Genomic DNA, 17,145 nt, shown 5'->3' with positions numbered 1-17,145 from the left:
TTTAATCAAAACACATTTGATCATACTTAGCAATTTATTCCTTTATTGTTACACCATAATGAGTAAACCATACATGAATTTGTGCGAGGTGGGCTAACAATTGGGGTCCTGTCATCAACTGACCGAACCAAGGTACTTGAAAGGCTTTACCTTCTGAAGAAACGATGTCTTGCAGCTTCTTCTTATCCATAAATTCAAGTATCGGACTATGTGAATCTTCCAGAATTTCTTCCAGCCAGTTTCTTACCAATTTCGTATAAACTGGATGATGGGTCTTTGGATAAGGACTCTTTTTCCTGTAAAGCACTTCATCTGGAAGTATTCCTTCTAAAGCTTTTCTCAAGATTCCCTTTTCCCTGTTGCCGTGCATTTTCATTTCCCAAGGGATATTCCAGACATACTCCACCAGACGGTGATCAGCAAAGGGAACACGGACCTCCAAGCTTGCCCCCATACTCATCCTGTCCTTGCGATCTAATAATGTTGTCATAAACCAAATCATATTTAAATAGAACAATTCTCGTCTTCTGGCTTCAATTAAACTTTCCCCTTCTAATCTAGGTGTTTCCGCTACAGTTTCTTCAAACTTGGAAGTGATATATTCATCTAGTTTCAGTTTTCTTCTCCATTCAGGTCGAAGCAGTTCCATTCTGGCTTGTGTGGACCGCATCCAAGGAAAATTACTTGATGCAAGGTCTTCTGGTCGGTGGAACCACGGGTATCCCCCAAAAATTTCATCTGCACATTCCCCAGAGAGACTAACTACATAATTCTGTTTGATTTCTCTGCAAAACCATAATAAAGAGGAGTCTATATCCGCCATACCTGGTTGGTCCCTTACTAGCACCGCTTCTTTTAGGTAGGCTGCAAGATTAGTTTGTGAAATAATGGATCGATGATGAACGGTACCAAAGGTTTCCGTCATTTTTCTTATCCACTTTTCATCGGAGTTCGGTTGGAATTCATTTGCTTTAAAATACTTATCATTTTCTTCATAATCAATCGAATACGTATTTAGTGGCGGCTTTCCTTCACTTTTAAAAGCATTTGCAGCAATTGCCGTAATCGCACTAGAATCCAAACCTCCGGAAAGGAATGTGCATACCGGCACATCTGATACTAGTTGTCTTGTCACAGCATCCGTGAACAAATAGCGCACTTTCTCCACCGTTTCCTCGAAACTATCGGTATGCGGCCTGCTCTCCACATTCCAGTATCGCTTGATTTTCAGCCCTTCCCTTTTACTAACTATCATTAAATGGGCTGGCCGGAGCTCCTTGATATCATGGAAAAGTCCATGACCGGGTGAACGAGAAGGTCCAAGTCCAAAAATTTCTGCCAATCCATCATACCCGACTGCACTCGAGACTTCCGGATGGGCCAGCAGTGCCTTTAGTTCGGATCCAAAGAGCAACGTCCCTTTGCCTTGATGGTAAAATAATGGTTTAACACCAAGTCTGTCCCTTGCAATGAATACTTTTTCTTCCTCTTCATCCCAAATAGCAAAAGCAAAAATGCCATTTAAATGATGTACACACTCTTCTTTCCATTCCATATAGGCTGTCAGCAAAACTTCTGTGTCAGAATGCCCTCTAAAGCTATAGCCTCTCTTTATCAATTCTTTTCGAATATCTTCTGTATTATAAAGCTCACCATTATAGCAGATCGTATAAGTATTCTCTGCTTTATTCCTTGTCATTGGCTGCTTCCCGCCTTCAAGGTCAACCACAGCCAGACGTTTATGGCCAAATCCCACATGACGGTCCATCCAAATATTTGTGTCATCCGGTCCACGCAACGATAAAGTTTCCGCCATTTTTTTTACTGTATCTTTCTGATCTTTGATATCTTTCTTCCAATCTATCCATCCAGCAATACCGCACATATTGTCCATCCACTCCTTTTGCTTCAAGCAAACTACGGGTGTTCTATACTATGCCGGGAGTGCTTATACCATGAATTCAAGAAACACTTTCACTTTTTTTCCTTGTTCGTCCTCCTCCCAATAATCCTTTGAAAAGTGGGTAAAGTAATAAAAAAAGCATCTAGTTTAAAGGCAACCCAACTAGGGAAGAATGGCAGACACAAAGGTTTACCCCTACAAAACTTGTTGACTACTGGAGGAAACGACTGTGAATCTTCAAAAAAGGAAAAACATTATTTACGAACAGAAACGCTCCTATACATGCGGAACAATTGAAAATATAAACGAACAATGGATTTTCTTTGAAGCGGAGGACGATGAAGCATTTCTTTTGGAGGAGATTTCGGAAGAAGGTATTGAAATTCTCTTTTCAAACGAATGGGTACCTGGAGTGTTATTAGAAACAGGTCAGGTTGTGTTACATACCAAGCATTTATATGAATTAAACAATGGAGATGCCGTGCGAGTCCGGAAAAGGCTTCCACAACCTTATATGGAGTGGCTTGAAGAATTGTCGGAGGAAGCGTTCACCAAGTTCACCACTCTGTTGAACAACTCAAATATTTCTATCTATGATTGTATCTATTGCTATAACACGATGCAGTTCATGGATCATATTAAAGAGCCGTCCGGGGTAAATTTCCTCGTTTATGATAATGAAACCTTTATCTGTTCCGTTCAGCACCACTTTTCGAGAGGAAAATCAGTTACCGACCGTTTCGAATACACTCTACAAACCGGAAAAAGATACATGTTTACAAATATGGAACGCAGAAAAGCAGAATGAACGAATAATAACTATATTTGATGAGTTAGCCGCCGCTGTTCCTTTCCGCAAATGGCTTCGCTTTCCGCGGGACGGTGTGTGAGCCTCCTCGCAACGCTTCAGGGGTCTCAAGCTACCGTTACTCCACAGCTGGAGTCTCCGCCATTTGCTCCAATCCACAGCTGGAAATCAAGTAAACGATACGATAATGCTTATTCTGTTAAATTGGTTAGATGCCTTTCATATAACTTTGTGTATCATTTTCCTGCAATGAAGACAAAGTCAAAAGAAAATTTTACATCAGATTGTCTTCATCCTACATATGATAGCAATCTCAACACAAAATCCCCTATAAGATTGTCTTCATCACATCTATGAAGACAATCTTAACGAAAATTAGATTGCCAAATTGTCTTCATTAACCCCATCTTTGATATTTGAAAGTACCTTAGTTGATTGTAGTGGAAGCCGCGCAGAAGCCCAAGAGAGGAAGGGACAGTGGAGACTAATGAAGTAGGCCACTGAGAAAAATAATTTTTTATGCTAGTAAAGTTTTATAGCTGTGTATGGAAGCAAAAGGCGAAGACTCCTGAGGGAGATAGCGCTAGGTGGGGACCCCGCAGGCTTGCCGAGGAGGCTCCAGCAGCGCCCCTAGGAAAGCGAAGCCATTTGCGGAAATACACAGCGGTGTTAAATAATATGGAAAATTACATACTTCTTCAGTGGCCTACACCTAGTGAGGCGCACGGACCGCCCGCAGGCAAGCGAAGCGCCTGGAACGGAAATCAACGGGTATATAAGAAAAAAACGCGATTCATATTAAAATCGCATTTTTTCATGTGTCATACCAAACTAGGTTGACTATCACTCATATACTTCTCAAATTCTCTCTGTTCCTTGGGTTTAGAAAGATAATACCCTTGTGCAACATCACACGTTAACTGCCTAAGGATACTTAGTTGCTCCTCGGTCTCAATCCCCTCTGCAATAACATTCAAGTTAAGTCCTTTGCCCATAGTGATGATGGCATGAACAATGGCAAGGTCTTTTGACTCAGCACGCAAATTTTTGATAAACGATCGATCAATTTTCAAATTATTAATAGGAAGATCTCGCAAATAACTTAAAGAAGAATAACCTGTTCCAAAATCGTCCACGGAGATTTTCACCCCCAAGCCCTGCAACTCTTTCATCACCTCTATACTATAGCAGGCATTCTTTAGCATGGCACTTTCCGTCAATTCCAAATGCAGGTGACGTGCAGAAAGTCCAGAAGTTGTTAGCGCATGTTTCACCTCTGATACAAAGCTTGGTTGCTGAAACTGTTGTGCAGCAACGTTTACAGAAATATTCAGCTCTTGATAACCCTTAACCTGTTGCCAGTTTTTTGTATGTACACAAGCAGTTTCTAGCACCCAGCCCCCAATCTCTGTAATTAACCCTGTTTCTTCAGCAAGTGGTATGAAATCAGCAGGTGGTACAAGTCCAAGCTTCGGATGATTCCATCGTATTAGGGCTTCCGCTCCAATAACGGCTTTTGAATCTATATCAATAAACGGTTGATAACATAGGAAGAATTCATTTTTCTCAAGCGCTTTACGGAGATAGCTTTCCAATTCAATTCGGTATAATGCCTGACTATTCATTTCATCGGAATAAAACTTTATTTTATTTCCGCCAAGCTTTTTCGCTTGATTCATTGCTGCATCTGCATTTTTTAATAAACTCTCTGCAGCAATCCCGTCATTCGGGTACAAACTAACTCCAATACTTGCTGTCACATAAAATTCTTTTTCTAGATATTTAATAGGTTGTTTAATGGTGATCAAAATGGACTTTGCCATACTAATCACCTCGTCTATACTCTCAAAACCCGTATAGGACAATGAAAACTTATCTCCGCCAAATCGGGCAAAGTAACAATTCGCAGGTAACAAGGCAGAAATCCTTTCAATTTCCCACTTTAGCAATTCATCTCCCACACGATGACCCAGGCTGTCATTAATCAATTTAAAACGGTCAAAATCAATAAATAGTACTGCTAATTTTTCTTTACTTTTCTTCGACTCTTCCAACTTTACTTTTAAACTTTCATGGAAATTCTGTCTATTAGGCAAAGCTGTGGCAGGATCATAGTAAGCCAGATAAGCCACTTTTTCTTCCGCTTTTTTTTGCGCCGTGATATCTCTCCCTATTCCGAAAACTCCTGTTCGAACTCCATCTATGACGATGGGAATATGTTTAATGAGATAGGTTTTTTCTTCTCCATCCCTCTCAACCAATTCGATTTCATAGTTCTGTTCGACACCATTTAACGCTTGGAAAAAATGATTGGCCACTCTTTCAATGTCTTTTGCTTTTAAGAAGTTCAGGGCACTTTTTCGGATAATCTGACTTTCTGTAAATCCAAATGCCTCTTTAAATCTTGGGTTCACACTTATAATTCTACCGAATAAATCTACAGAAAAAACAATGTCACTATTGTGTTCAAAGAGTGATTGATATTGTTGGTAAGAACTTTTCATGATCCGGTTTAGTTTAACTATATCTCTAGCACTTGTTTTTTCGGGGTTATATGGTATGTTTCCTTCTGTTTTCATAAGTATATACTCCTATATATTCTTCATCTTTTTACAAAACAAGTGTATTTTTTACAATTTATTCACTTATTTTACTTTATCATAGAAAACCAGAGAATACATGACTATCACAAAAACATTTACAAAAACATAAAAAAGCTTGAATCCCTTGTTAGATAGAGATTCAAGCTTTTTAATTTATAGATTACATCCCCATTGGTAGACTGAAACCTAAGTGGAGAATGTAAGCCAATACCACAACGAAAAGAACCCAAACCACAACGGTGGACTTTCCTTTTCTTGTGCGGACTGCAATCATTTCCATTAAACCGATTACGACAATGCCAAGTACCATTTTCAATACATATTGTCCGTTGGTGATCCATGCCCATCCGAGCTGCAAGCCTGTGACAACAATCAAGATGTAGAACACTCTAAGAACCATTGCTGTTATTTTAGCACCTTTTTCTTTTCCTGCTTTTGTTAAAAAGAGTACTACGACAAACAGAATAAGTGCAATTGCCCATGTTGAAATATGCGCGTGTGTCATCTCTACTAACCTCCTTCAATTCACTCAAAACTACTAGTATCATACCATAGAGTCAGAAAAAAACTAAGTAAATTACCTTTATATAAGATTTTGAATATTAACAATGATATAATACCTTTGTAAACCATTACATTCAATAATGGAGGTACTTCATTTATGACTACTAAAACACACGATATCATCAGTATGACAGAAAAATTTGGCGCCAATAACTATCACCCGCTTCCAATTGTGATTTCCAAAGCACAAGGAGTATGGGTAGAAGATCCGGAAGGCAATAAATACATGGATATGTTAAGTGCCTATTCCGCAGTCAACCAAGGGCACCGTCACCCCAAAATCATCCAGGCGTTAAAAGATCAAGCAGATAAAATCACCTTGACGTCCCGCGCTTTCCACAATGACCAACTCGGTGCTTGGTATGAAAAAATGGCTAGATTAACGAAGAAAAATATGGTGTTACCGATGAATACAGGAGCAGAAGCGGTAGAAACTGCCGTTAAAGCTGTTCGTCGCTGGGCTTATGATGTAAAAGGTGTTCCAGTTAACCAGGCAGAAATCATTGTATGTGAAGATAATTTTCACGGACGTACTATGACGGCTGTATCCATGTCCTCCAGTGAAGAGTATCAACAAGGTTTCGGTCCGATGCTCCCTGGTATCAAGGTGATTCCTTATGGCAGCATCGAAGCACTTAAGGGTGCCATCACACCAAACACTGCGGCATTCATCTTTGAACCTATTCAAGGGGAAGCAGGCATCAATATACCAGCTGAAGGGTTCCTCTCAGAAGCTTATGAAATTTGTAAAGCAAACAACGTACTTTATGTGGCAGATGAAATCCAAGCTGGCTTAGGACGCTCTGGAAAACTATTTGCTTGTGATTGGGAAAATGTTGAGCCTGACATGTACATATTAGGTAAAGCACTTGGAGGAGGAGTATTCCCTATTTCCTGCGTGGCAGCAAACAAGGATATCCTAGGTGTATTCAACCCAGGATCCCACGGCTCCACGTTTGGAGGAAATCCGCTAGCATGTGCGGTTTCCATGGCATCATTGGAAGTATTGGAAGAAGAAAAATTAGTAGAGCGTTCTTATGACTTAGGGAACTATATGATGGAAGAATTACGCACCATCAAAAACCCTATCATCAAAGAAGTTCGCGGCCGTGGACTCTTTATCGGAGTAGAGTTGACGGAAGCTGCCCGCCCTTATTGTGAAAAGCTAAAAGAAGAAGGCTTGTTATGTAAAGAAACACATGAAACGGTCATCCGTTTTGCACCGCCACTCGTAATCTCCAAAGAAGATTTAGATTGGGCGATTGAAAAAGTGAAACAAGTACTATCATAAACAAAAAGCTTCCTGCTAGAATGCACTAAATCTAGCAGGAGGCTTTTTTTGCTTGACTAACAGTATTCTAATTGATTGTATTTCTCAGCGTACCGATTTTCTCTATGGACACTTCTACTACGTCTCCCTCCGTTAAAAAACGCGGTGGATCAAATCCTTTCCCTACACCAGCGGGAGTTCCGGTCGCAATAATATCTCCCGGCTCTAAAGTCATCCCCTTAGAAATAGTTGATATTATTTCCGGAATAGAAAAAATCATTAGTTCTGTCGTAGCAAATTGACGGACTTCCCCGTTCACCAATGTTTTAACCTTTAAGTTTTGTGGATCATCTATCGCTGATTTATGTACAATTACTGGTCCCATTGGACACGTTCCATCCAGACTTTTACCAAGAAAGAATTGTTTATGACGCTTTTGCAAATCTCTAGCCGTTACATCATTTACAATTGTGTAGCCAAAGATATAATCCATTGCATCATCTAAAGCTATACACTTTCCGACTTTACCTATTACAATTGCTAATTCTCCTTCATAGTCCAATTGATTTGTTACACCTTCGTGTATAGGAATGATTTCTTCGTGGCCAATTACAGTAGTGGGAGCTTTTGTAAATATCATTATATGCTCCGGGATATCTTCTGCACTGCCCATCTCAAGTACATGTTCCCGATAGTTTTTACCGACACAAAAAATGTTCTTTCGAGGCCTTTGAACTGGCGCAAGAAGCTTGACTTCTTTCATAGGGATAAAATAATCCTTGGAATTTCGTTGTGTGAATACCCAGTCTCGGAGGCGAGCAACAGTACGGACAAAATCCTCACCCTTTTCTATCCCTTCCAAAAGAGTAGAGGGCCAAATATCTATCTCTCCTTTAACTTCATGTGCTTTTAGAAGATCGATGACATATAGTTGTGCTTCGTCTGTTAGTCCAATTCTAACTTCCCCATTGAATTCCATAGATAATAAATGCACTGGCTCATTCATCCTTCCCTCAATAAGTATGTTGATTATGTAGTAATTTGTTATATTATGACTTGTTTTATCGAAGTGCTTTTTTTCTTGTAAAAGCCGTGCCATAATAAGGACAACCGCTTGCGTTACTTAATCTTATTATAATGGAGTAGAAGCAAATGTTAGCCTTAAAAATTGAATTAAAACGTCAGCAAATGATTCATTGCGCAAAAGAATACGGATTTACTGCATCTCAAACTGTGAAATGCAGCCAAGAACTTGATATTCTGTTAAACAAGCAGGCGCAACAACAAATTAGCTTATCGAATAGCCAAAATAAATATTCCTTTGCACAATGACAAAGATGTGAGCATTTGCTCACATCTTTTTAAATTTAGGCTTATTACCGTAAGTACCCGCTCTCCATAACCACTCCAACGGTCCATAATAGAAATTAGCCACCCAGACTCTGCTAATAATGATTTGGAAAATATAAATACCAAAAACGAGCCATAGACCATAAAATGGAGTGAATGACCCATATAACCCTAGTCCGTAGCTGTAGAAGATGAAAGAACAAACAACGGATTGAAACAAGTAATTGGATAAACTCATTTTTCCAACGTACTGAAATGGGGACAATAATTTTAAACCAACCCCTGTTCTGCTAGCTAACACAATAGATAAGAAGTAAACCACTGCACTTGCAGGGCCGCCTAAACTGTCCTGCAGGTATTCTGTCGTGTAATTCTGTGCCGTGTAATATGGAAGCAACTTAAATATCAATGCCATCACAAATGTTGCTATCCAAAGCTTTTTCATCCATGCGAGGTTTTCCTCCACATTTTCCAACCACTTGGATTTTGCTGCTGCCGCCCCAAACAGGAACATAGGCAAAACCGACAAAACAATAAAAAAGAAGTTCGCGATATTTACAAATGACCAGTCGGCAATCCTCTGTTTTGTTATCTCCATAAATGTTCCATTGGCATATACCTGTAATGATTGTGCAGCATTTGCCTCAAATGTGGAGTAGAGATCTGTATCCCCCATCGTTAACGTCACGACAAGCATTAACAATGACATTAGGGCTGTCGGAATGACAATAAGAAGAAGCCCCGTCCACACCATCGCTTTCGAGGACATTTTCCTCATAAATAATAATAGAAACCCACATAAAGCATATGTAATGAGTATGTCGCCATGCCAGATCAAAAATGCATGTATGAAGCCTATTACCAATAATACAACCAATCTTCTAGAAAAGTATTTTGGTACAGAGAGATTCTTCTCTGCAACTCTAGTTGTGAAAATAATAAAGCCATACCCGAATAAAAACGAGAAAAGGGTATAAAAGCTTGCTTGGGCAATGATATCCACCCCATTCATCACTAAAATATCCCGTGTTTCCGTCCAATAGGTTTTTATGTTCACATAAAGCATTGGAGAAAAAAATGATGGCATGTTCACTAGAAAAATGCCTAATATGGCAATGCCTCTTATTATATCTAAAGCTACAATTCTCTCTTTTTCTTGTATGGGTGCTGCTTGCATCCAGATTCCTCCCTTTCGTACTTTCCTAGTGAATATTATAGCTCTTTTTCCTTTATATTCCTATCGTCAAATCCTCTTTCGCTTTTAGTTTACACTCACCATACCGGGCTAATGTCATAAGATATATCATAAGCGCACAGTAAAGGAGTTAACGTTTATGCCAGCAATCGTCGGAGCTGTAAATGTTAACAGCATCGGTAACTCCGGAATTTTTCATATCGGAGACGTGTTTCAGATGTCGCCGGTCAGTTCTGCGAAAACATTCGCTGGAGCAGGAAGTTTTAATACCGGAGACAATATCTCTATAAGCAACAACAACAGTCAGACCAACACTTATGATCAAGATGTTAATGATCAACCTGTTGCTTTAAATATGTAAAGCGAAATCTAATAGGAGGGGGCACGTATGGCATCCAATTTTTTTATTAATCAAAGTATCGTCATCCACCATTTGAAAATAGGAGGTATATCGAACTCCTCCGTTTTTCAAATCGGCAGTGCAGGGGTAATTAAATCTTTATCTAACTTGTACAACACCGGAAACTTTACTGGTCCGGCACCTGTAAGCAGCGCCGAGATTGCACAAGAACAGCAAGAAGGAACACCTCCGAGTGCATCAGAAATATTTGTACCTTTAACAGGGTCAAGATAATTAACATTCTGGGCATTCACCCATTTTCAATGTTTGCATAAAGTATTAGAGATGATTCTTGACTCTTAATTAGCAACCAATGAAAGGGGTGGTCGGATGTACAATAACTATCAGTATTTTTATCAATCGCAGCAACAGATCCAGCAACTTCAACAAGTGGTAGAAAACCAGACAAAACAGATTTCCACCCTCGAGGAACTGGTGAAACTTATGCAGCAGGAAATCACCCAATTAAAAGAAAAACCAAGTATGAATATCGAACGAATTGAGTATAAATTTGATCAACTTAAGGTGGAAACGTTGGAAGGCACATTGAATATTGGGTTGACACCAGGGTCCGCAGGTGAGATTGAAGATTTCGTCGTAACCCAAAACAACCTAGAAGTACCCGTTCCTAAGCGAAACCAGAATTTAGCTCAAGGTATTGAAGCAGACCTGCGGGAATATCTCAAGAAAAACGGAAAAGCAAAAATTGACCAGATAGCGAAACAGCAAGGCCGGACGCTTGAGAAACACTATCATGATTTCATGATCCAAGATGTAAACAATCAGCTGGCTTCACGTGTGAATCACACTTTAAATACGATAACAGCAGAAGCTGTCCAAAAGGGCTACAATGATGAAAAAATTAAGGAGATAGCCATTCAACAGCTTCAAGGGGATATGGATAAGGCTTTCGCTGTCTTTATTCAAACTCTTCCTCAAAAAAAATAGATGCGTGGTGTTAAGAGATGAATTTTCAAGTGACAAACCATAACTTGCAAGTGAATAATGTGGATATACTAGGGGTTTCTTCTTCTTCTATTTTCCTAGTGGGGGACACTCAGAATATTTGTCTATCATCGTATTTTGATACTCCTCCGGAAGCATTGGTAATCGGACCATTTGTACCACTTACAACGGAATAGCGTATGAGAATTTCTAAAGTAAACGAGATTAATTTGCACTCTTTGTCCTTCAGCTCTTATTTTCATATTGGGGATTCGTATTATATTAATGCTAAATCAAGGGCTCTCGCTGTAAAAAGAGAGTTTCCCAGATTCTATGGTAATGAGGGGAACTTCTCTGAATACCCTATTTTTTCAATGCAGTCCCCGACTCCTGTTTTAACAGAGCGGGTAAATATGTCTGTAAATAATGTAAACCCAAACATTTGTGTGAATCATATTAAGATTAAAGGGGTCTCTTCTTCCTCGGTCTTGCAAATCGGTTCATCTCAGACAATTTGCGCGGAAGCAAAGGTTAAACATACAAGGCAACTACTCGGGCCAGAGGTTCATAAAGCAATGGGAATACCAGATATACCAGAAAAGAGCGAGGATGATTAGATTTTCAGTTCCTTCACCTTTTAAGTGAGGCTTCATATAGTATAAGTATCATAAAAACATGGGTGCGCTCACCCAAAAACAAAAAGGATGTTCTACATGCCAGCTATCGTAGGTCCGGTTGCCATCAACAGTGTAGGCGGAGGCATCATCAATTTCGGGGATTCCTTCTATATCTCCCCTAAATCGGCCTCCAAAACCTCAGCAGGATCCGGTGGATTTAACACCGGCAACTTCGTCATCACCAACAACGGTCTATCCGCCACCAACACCATCGACCCTGACGTCAATGACCAGGATATCGTGGCGAATAGTTAACAAAGAAAAAAAGGGGTCAAAAAAGGGGTCAGACCCCTCTAGGAGTTTCTCCTCCGACCTCGAAATACCACAAAACCCGTGCCAACGCAAGTGACACGGGTTTTGGTTTTTCTGTTAGGTTTAGCGTTTTTGCTTTCGTTCGTTTGACTTACGTGTGAGTGGTATTTTGGTAGATGGCTGCTTTTGGATCCATTTGATGAAGGAGGCAATCTTTGGGTCATCCTTCAGGAGAAGAACTGTATTCAGACGGATGGCCAGTTCTTCGTTTGTGTATAGGGCGTGTATTTGTTTATGACATGGAATACAAAGATTAGCCGTCGGCAGGAAGGTTCCTCCCATTTCCTTTGGAGTCAGGTGATGAACCGTTATTTCCACCTCTTCCCTTTCGCAAAGCTCACAGGTACCTATGTCCTGCTTTTTCTTCTTTCCCATCTCAAATACACCCCCACCATTCAAATATAATATCCATATACCCTTACACATTACTTACAATAAAAAATCATAAATTCTCCAACGTCACAACAGAACCTTTTCCGGAAGATTGAGCAGGTGTTACTACCAACCGTCTCGGCAAACGGGCCCTTAGCTCTTGTACGTGGGAAATGACCCCTACTGCCAGATGGTTGGACTGAAGCTTCTCCAGTGCCGTAACTACAGCATCAAGCAGCTCAGAATCAAGCGTTCCAAAGCCCTCATCAAGGAAGAAGAACTGCAATGGATATTCTCCTCTTAACTGAATTTGAGCAGAAAGGGACAATGCAAGTGCCAAGGAAGTAAGGAATGTTTCTCCTCCAGATAAAGTGGAGACAGGCCTTCTCACGCCACCATTGGCATCATCACGGATAATGAAGCCGCCATTTGAGTCCATTTCCAATGCGTATCGCTGACGGGTAAGCTGTCCCAATCTTTCTGAAGCATCTCTGCTTATTTGGTGCAACTGCTCTTCCGCCAAGTATTCAACAAAGCTGTTTCCTTTAAAGATACTCTGCAGCTTTTGATATGCTTGAGTCTCTTCCGAGAGCTTAGTCTTCTTTTCCTCGAGAACCCTAAACCGTTCATTACGATCTTTTAGAGAAAGAAGATTTTGTTGAAGCGCACTTTTTCTTTCAATTTCTTCACGCAGTTCCTTGCGGGCAAACAATAACTGTTCTTGAGTTTTTTCCCATTCCTCTTCTTCCAACATTTCTGTGCCAATCAAGGTACCCAAACGAGAGAGGTCCTTTTCAATGGCCTTTCTTTCTTCCCAGTACTGTTCTATTTGATCTTTCCATATCTCTTTTGAGTCTATATGAACAATTGCTGACTCTACAGCATCCGTCGATGTGAATACGGATTTTTCCAGCCCATGTTTCCATTTTTCCTGGAAGAGTGCAAGCCGTGTTTCCGTTTCCTTTACCATCTGTTCACTGTGTGAAGCAGCTTTTTCCCTTTCTTGAGCATGCTGCTGGGATTCAATCCACTTTTGGTAGTTTTCTCTTTCTTGCCTGTTTAGGTTTTCCACATCTAATTCAACACGCTTCAGTTCATCTTTGATATTATTCTCTCCAACGATGGACTTTATTTCTTCTTGCGTATCTTTTATCCGATTCTGGACCTGCTCTAGTTGCAATTCCTCTTGGTAAATAGTCTTTTCAATTTCTCTTTTCTTTTCTAGTGCTTCTTTTAATTCTCTCTCTTTTGATTCAATAAAATCCACACTCGTATTTATTCTTTCCTGCAGGTCCAAACGTTTCTTATCCAATTCTCTGGCAGCTTGGTAGGTGGTTTCGATTTCTTCAATTTTTTCTTGTTGGAAATCTTTCTCCCACTTGTTTTTCTTTTCTACCAAATCCTGTTTTGTATCTTCTAGACGCTTTACCCATTCTTCAAGTTGTTCCGTATAGCTTGATGCAAGTTTTGCTGTTTCTTTAAAGGTCCCTGACCACGTTTGAAGGTAGCTATCCACCTTCTCTTTCTTTTCTTGCAACTGAATGAGATCTTGAATGAAAGCTTTTTGTTCTGTTGCAATTCTATGGTGTTTTTCAGCAAGCAGCACCGCTGTATCCTTCGATTCGTTTAGTTCCTTGTCCCACAGATCCCATTTTTCCAATGATTCCTTCGGTGTAGGCAAGTCTTTTGCCCCTTCAAGATCACGATGAAGTTCTGTAGCTATTTGCTCTAATTTAAATTTAATTTTCAGGTTTTCCTGTTTTTGCAACGTAATGGCAGAAGGCAGTTTTCCTATTCCTGTTTCCTCTTTGGTGCTTGCTATTTCCCTATGAGCTTGATGAGAAGCAAGACCGGGATGCTCTGTGGAACCGCAAACTGGACATGCATCTCCGTCTTCAAGGGATTTGGCCAACTCCAATGCAAGTTGATGGATTTTAGCATCATCCACAAGCTTTTGTTCCGCTGCTAAAAACTGTTCAATCTGTCTTTCGAGCCAATCCAGCTGTTGTGCCATTTCGCAAGCATGATCGTAATGATTCTCTGTACGTTGAAAAATTTCTAAAAGGGTTTCTTTCCCCTTATTCAAATTTTCTTCCGCTTTTTGGTTCTCCCCTTGAAACGAAGCGATTTTGCTTTCCAGCGTTTGTACTTCTGCTCCATGTTCCTTCATTTTTTTCTCCATGAGCAGTATCTCTTGTTTCTTATCAAATGCTTTTTGAAGGAATTCTAGTCGGGCAGGTGTTAGCGCAAGGGAGGCAAGCTCTTCTTTTATGGTCTTTTGCTTGTTTACTGCCTTGGTATACAGATCCTTCGCTTTTTCTTCTTGGGTTTGTAGTGTTGAAAATAATTCTTTATTAGATAATAGAGAACGTTTTAGTTCTTCCATTTTTGGCTTATGGGCAGTCAATCCTTCTTCCAGGTTTCTCGCACGTTCTAATTTTTCTTTCTTTGCGAGCAGCACAGGTAATTCTGCTTCTTTCTTCCCCCTTGTTGCTTCATACATTTTCAAGGACTTGTCCAACGATTCTTTTGCAGATGCATCGGCTGTTTGGTTTACTTTATTTCTTTGCTTCCACTCTAATAATGCTTTTTCTACTTCTTTCAAGTCTTCCAATAAAGGTTTTAAGCTCTCAGCTTGTATCGCCAATTTATAGGAATTTTCAAGCTCCTTAATAGAAGCCTCTTGCAATAAGAAAGATTGAAGCTTTTTTTCTACCTCAGCCTTTTCTAGTTGCCTTTCCCATTGCTTCTTTTTTTGCTCAAATGCATGTTCCATTTCTTGAAGTGCTTTTTCTGACCTTTTCACTAGGGCTTCTACTTCTTTGAAGGCTTTTTCCGCTTCTTTTACCGCTTCATCTGAAGCCTCGCCTAACCCTAACTGCTCGGCATGTATTTCTCCCAAGAGTCTTGTCTTTTCTTGTAGCTCTTCCTTTATTTTTCGGGAAAGCTGGTCACCGTATTTTTCTAACTGGAAAAGGCGTTGCAGCATTTGTCTTCTGTCCGCGCCTTTAAGTGATAGAAATTCCGCAAATTTACCTTGTGGCAACACAACGGCTCTGGTGAAATCATCAATCGTTAACCCGAGTATTTCTTGAATGGCCTGGTTCACTTCACTTGCCTTATCTGCAATAACGATATGCTCGCTTTCCTTTACTTCTGTCAATCTCGATATTCCCGATTTCACGCGGATATCATCTGTCCGTTTAAAGGTCCGTTCCACTTTAAATCGTTGCTTTCCCTTTGCATTTTCCAGTTCAAATAAAAAGGAAACTTCCAACTGATTTTCTGCATGATTCATAATTCCTTGCGTATTATTGGAGGCACGCTCTACTTTACCGTACAATGCAAGCGTCATCCCATCCAATATGGAGGACTTCCCACTTCCAGTAGGTCCAAAGATCCCAAACACGCCACCTTCACAAAGCGATTCAAAGTCAATTACTTGTTTTTCCCGGAAGCTATGGAGCCCTCCGATCGTCAATGTGATTGGTTTCATACTTGTTCCTCCTTCAACGTGTCATCCTGCAATAAGGAGAGAAATAACCGGACTAATTCTTCCTCTGGTTTGGCGCCTCCTGATTGTTTTTCATAAAACCTTACAAACAGTTCTTCAATGGGAACACTGTCCATCTTCACCGCTTTTCGATCCTCGACCATTTCCGGAAAAATAGGACGGATATGGAGGATGCCATCGTGATGTTTTCGGATGCGGTGAATTTCTTCCATAGATAATGCATTGGTGACATGAATTTCAAGATCTACCCATGCATTACTGTCTTTCTTTTCTTCAAGCCAACTATACACTTGTTGGACTCCTTCTGTTGCCTTCCATTTCACAAGTGGCTTTCCGCTAGAAAGATAGATTTCTTTTGTTTCTACTTCTTCACCAGGCTTAGCGTCTATAATGGTTACACTTTTCGTATATCCAGCTTCTGAAAAGCTATAAGCAAGCGGTGAGCCTGAGTATCTGGCTGCCGTTTTGGCCCGCTTGATGGTTTGAGGACGGTGTAAATGGCCCAGGGCAACATATTGCGCTTGATGCGGCAAACTTTCTGCTGCCACCGTAAATGCTCCGCCTACTTCAATTGGGCGTTCAGAATCGGTGGAATTTCCACCCGCAACAAAAAGATGGCTCATGGCGATATTCACAGAGGACTCGGTAAACTGCTCACACATCTTATCAAAAAACTGGCGAATTCTTGCATCATAATGATCCCTTATCACTTTCTCTTCGAACTCTTCGGAAAGCACTTCGTTTAACCTGGACTCTGAAGGGTATGGCAAAGAAGCTAGCTTCAACGTTTCTTCTGTCGTGGGGACATAGATGCTCTGAACGTCCATGGTGGGGTATCCTAGCAGGGAGATATTCTGTGAGCTTGCAAGAGGTCTTGATGCTGAAAGACGGTCTGGATTATCATGGTTCCCCGCAATAACAGCAACCGGCCTTTTCCCATTGTTTGATAGCTGTTGTAGCGACTCATAAAAAAGCACTTCCGCCTGAGCAGGGGGATTCACGGTATCATAGACATCTCCTGCCATCAGAACCACATCTACTTTTTCTTCTTTTACAATGTGCAGAAGTTCTTCCAAAAATTGTGCCTGCTCTGGCAAACGGCTTCTTCCTTCTAATGTTTTGCCCAAGTGCCAGTCGGCAGTATGAAGTATGCGCATCTTCTTTCTTCCCTTCCATGAAAGTGGCTCAAGTAACAAAATTTTCATCTGACATTTGTTACCTGAGCCGCTCTT

The 17,145-nt window shown here is 40.5% G+C and carries 17 protein-coding genes; 9 read left to right on the top strand and 8 right to left on the bottom strand.

The window, feature by feature from the left end; all coding sequences use genetic code 11:
- Window positions 1-34: 34 nt before the first annotated feature.
- The gene (asnB, locus tag LC091_RS14030) at window positions 35-1,885 is read right to left on the bottom strand and encodes an asparagine synthase (glutamine-hydrolyzing) (protein WP_226682756.1); all 1,851 of its coding nucleotides are present in this window, start codon (window positions 1,883-1,885) and stop codon (window positions 35-37) included.
- A 247-nt stretch (window positions 1,886-2,132) separates the two neighbouring features.
- On the opposite strand from asnB, the gene LC091_RS14025 reads away from it, so the two are divergent.
- Window positions 2,133-2,711: a DUF2777 family protein gene (locus tag LC091_RS14025; protein WP_226682645.1), complete on the top strand. Its 579-nt coding sequence runs from the start codon at window positions 2,133-2,135 to the stop codon at window positions 2,709-2,711.
- Between the two features lie 821 nt (window positions 2,712-3,532).
- Here LC091_RS14025 and LC091_RS14020 read toward each other — a convergent pair.
- Complete coding sequence (locus LC091_RS14020) at window positions 3,533-5,290, bottom strand: sensor domain-containing protein (RefSeq protein ID WP_226682644.1); 1,758 nt, start codon at window positions 5,288-5,290, stop codon at window positions 3,533-3,535.
- Window positions 5,291-5,474: 184 nt separating this feature from the next.
- The gene (locus LC091_RS14015; RefSeq protein WP_226682643.1) at window positions 5,475-5,819 is read right to left on the bottom strand and encodes a DUF1516 family protein; all 345 of its coding nucleotides are present in this window, start codon (window positions 5,817-5,819) and stop codon (window positions 5,475-5,477) included.
- A gap of 156 nt (window positions 5,820-5,975) precedes the next feature.
- Here LC091_RS14015 and LC091_RS14010 point away from each other — a divergent pair, with 156 nt between their 5' ends.
- Window positions 5,976-7,169, top strand: coding sequence for an ornithine--oxo-acid transaminase (locus tag LC091_RS14010; RefSeq protein ID WP_226682642.1), 1,194 nt, complete (start codon window positions 5,976-5,978; stop codon window positions 7,167-7,169).
- Window positions 7,170-7,236: 67 nt separating this feature from the next.
- Here the strand turns inward: LC091_RS14010 and LC091_RS14005 are convergent, their stop codons facing one another.
- Window positions 7,237-8,127, bottom strand: a complete 891-nt coding sequence (locus LC091_RS14005; RefSeq protein ID WP_226682641.1) for a fumarylacetoacetate hydrolase family protein — start codon at window positions 8,125-8,127, stop codon at window positions 7,237-7,239.
- A gap of 173 nt (window positions 8,128-8,300) precedes the next feature.
- On the opposite strand from LC091_RS14005, the gene LC091_RS14000 reads away from it, so the two are divergent.
- Window positions 8,301-8,480, top strand: a complete 180-nt coding sequence (locus LC091_RS14000) for an aspartyl-phosphate phosphatase Spo0E family protein (protein WP_226682640.1) — start codon at window positions 8,301-8,303, stop codon at window positions 8,478-8,480.
- A 19-nt stretch (window positions 8,481-8,499) separates the two neighbouring features.
- On the opposite strand, the gene LC091_RS13995 is transcribed toward LC091_RS14000, so the two are convergent.
- Entirely contained in the window at window positions 8,500-9,675 is a 1,176-nt protein-coding gene (locus tag LC091_RS13995) for a DUF418 domain-containing protein (protein ID WP_226682639.1), read from the bottom strand.
- Between the two features lie 157 nt (window positions 9,676-9,832).
- Between LC091_RS13995 and LC091_RS13990 the strand changes: the two genes are divergently transcribed.
- The 6 genes from LC091_RS13990 to LC091_RS13965 all read left to right on the top strand — a co-directional run bounded on the left by LC091_RS13990 (window position 9,833) and on the right by LC091_RS13965 (window position 11,970).
- Window positions 9,833-10,054, top strand: coding sequence for a spore germination protein (locus LC091_RS13990; protein ID WP_226682638.1), 222 nt, complete (start codon window positions 9,833-9,835; stop codon window positions 10,052-10,054).
- 27 nt (window positions 10,055-10,081) lie between these two features.
- A complete protein-coding gene (locus LC091_RS13985; protein WP_226682637.1) occupies window positions 10,082-10,327 on the top strand; it encodes a spore germination protein GerPB in 246 nt (81 codons plus the stop codon).
- Between the two features lie 96 nt (window positions 10,328-10,423).
- Window positions 10,424-11,041 carry a spore germination protein GerPC gene (gerPC, locus tag LC091_RS13980; protein ID WP_226682636.1) on the top strand — a complete coding sequence of 206 codons (618 nt, stop codon included), beginning with the start codon at window positions 10,424-10,426 and terminating at the stop codon, window positions 11,039-11,041.
- A gap of 17 nt (window positions 11,042-11,058) precedes the next feature.
- Entirely contained in the window at window positions 11,059-11,235 is a 177-nt protein-coding gene (locus LC091_RS13975) for a spore gernimation protein GerPD (RefSeq protein ID WP_226682635.1), read from the top strand.
- A 3-nt stretch (window positions 11,236-11,238) separates the two neighbouring features.
- A complete protein-coding gene (locus LC091_RS13970) occupies window positions 11,239-11,655 on the top strand; it encodes a spore germination protein GerPE (protein WP_226682634.1) in 417 nt (138 codons plus the stop codon).
- 96 nt (window positions 11,656-11,751) lie between these two features.
- Window positions 11,752-11,970 carry a spore germination protein gene (locus tag LC091_RS13965; protein WP_226682633.1) on the top strand — a complete coding sequence of 73 codons (219 nt, stop codon included), beginning with the start codon at window positions 11,752-11,754 and terminating at the stop codon, window positions 11,968-11,970.
- Between the two features lie 120 nt (window positions 11,971-12,090).
- Here LC091_RS13965 and LC091_RS13960 read toward each other — a convergent pair whose 3' ends face one another.
- From LC091_RS13960 to sbcD, 3 genes are all read right to left on the bottom strand, one after another.
- Window positions 12,091-12,402: an HNH endonuclease gene (locus LC091_RS13960; RefSeq protein ID WP_226682632.1), complete on the bottom strand. Its 312-nt coding sequence runs from the start codon at window positions 12,400-12,402 to the stop codon at window positions 12,091-12,093.
- A 67-nt stretch (window positions 12,403-12,469) separates the two neighbouring features.
- Entirely contained in the window at window positions 12,470-15,895 is a 3,426-nt protein-coding gene (locus tag LC091_RS13955; RefSeq protein ID WP_226682631.1) for an SbcC/MukB-like Walker B domain-containing protein, read from the bottom strand.
- Window positions 15,892-17,070, bottom strand: a complete 1,179-nt coding sequence (gene sbcD, locus LC091_RS13950) for an exonuclease subunit SbcD (RefSeq protein WP_226682630.1) — start codon at window positions 17,068-17,070, stop codon at window positions 15,892-15,894. Before sbcD ends, LC091_RS13955 begins: the two co-directional genes overlap by 4 nt.
- Window positions 17,071-17,145 lie beyond the last annotated feature (75 nt).

The sequence above is a fragment of the Sutcliffiella horikoshii genome (assembly GCF_020524325.1).
Classification (GTDB): domain Bacteria; phylum Bacillota; class Bacilli; order Bacillales; family Bacillaceae_I; genus Sutcliffiella_A; species Sutcliffiella_A horikoshii_D.
The sequence above is the reverse complement of the archived record's forward strand: the minus strand, read 5'-3'. Positions and strand labels throughout refer to the sequence as shown.

What these genes read in the sequence shown, in the direction of transcription:
- asnB (WP_226682756.1), bottom strand. Translation starts at nt 1,885, where the DNA reads ATGTGCGGTATTGCTGGATGGATAGATTGGAAGAAAGATATCAAAGAT.
- LC091_RS14020 (WP_226682644.1), bottom strand. Translation starts at nt 5,290, where the DNA reads ATGAAAACAGAAGGAAACATACCATATAACCCCGAAAAAACAAGTGCT.
- LC091_RS14015 (WP_226682643.1), bottom strand. Translation starts at nt 5,819, where the DNA reads ATGACACACGCGCATATTTCAACATGGGCAATTGCACTTATTCTGTTT.
- LC091_RS14010 (WP_226682642.1), top strand. Translation starts at nt 5,976, where the DNA reads ATGACTACTAAAACACACGATATCATCAGTATGACAGAAAAATTTGGC.
- LC091_RS14005 (WP_226682641.1), bottom strand. Translation starts at nt 8,127, where the DNA reads ATGGAATTCAATGGGGAAGTTAGAATTGGACTAACAGACGAAGCACAA.
- LC091_RS14000 (WP_226682640.1), top strand. Translation starts at nt 8,301, where the DNA reads ATGTTAGCCTTAAAAATTGAATTAAAACGTCAGCAAATGATTCATTGC.
- LC091_RS13995 (WP_226682639.1), bottom strand. Translation starts at nt 9,675, where the DNA reads ATGCAAGCAGCACCCATACAAGAAAAAGAGAGAATTGTAGCTTTAGAT.
- LC091_RS13990 (WP_226682638.1), top strand. Translation starts at nt 9,833, where the DNA reads ATGCCAGCAATCGTCGGAGCTGTAAATGTTAACAGCATCGGTAACTCC.
- LC091_RS13985 (WP_226682637.1), top strand. Translation starts at nt 10,082, where the DNA reads ATGGCATCCAATTTTTTTATTAATCAAAGTATCGTCATCCACCATTTG.
- gerPC (WP_226682636.1), top strand. Translation starts at nt 10,424, where the DNA reads ATGTACAATAACTATCAGTATTTTTATCAATCGCAGCAACAGATCCAG.
- LC091_RS13975 (WP_226682635.1), top strand. Translation starts at nt 11,059, where the DNA reads ATGAATTTTCAAGTGACAAACCATAACTTGCAAGTGAATAATGTGGAT.
- LC091_RS13970 (WP_226682634.1), top strand. Translation starts at nt 11,239, where the DNA reads ATGAGAATTTCTAAAGTAAACGAGATTAATTTGCACTCTTTGTCCTTC.
- LC091_RS13965 (WP_226682633.1), top strand. Translation starts at nt 11,752, where the DNA reads ATGCCAGCTATCGTAGGTCCGGTTGCCATCAACAGTGTAGGCGGAGGC.
- LC091_RS13960 (WP_226682632.1), bottom strand. Translation starts at nt 12,402, where the DNA reads ATGGGAAAGAAGAAAAAGCAGGACATAGGTACCTGTGAGCTTTGCGAA.
- LC091_RS13955 (WP_226682631.1), bottom strand. Translation starts at nt 15,895, where the DNA reads ATGAAACCAATCACATTGACGATCGGAGGGCTCCATAGCTTCCGGGAA.
- sbcD (WP_226682630.1), bottom strand. Translation starts at nt 17,070, where the DNA reads ATGCGCATACTTCATACTGCCGACTGGCACTTGGGCAAAACATTAGAA.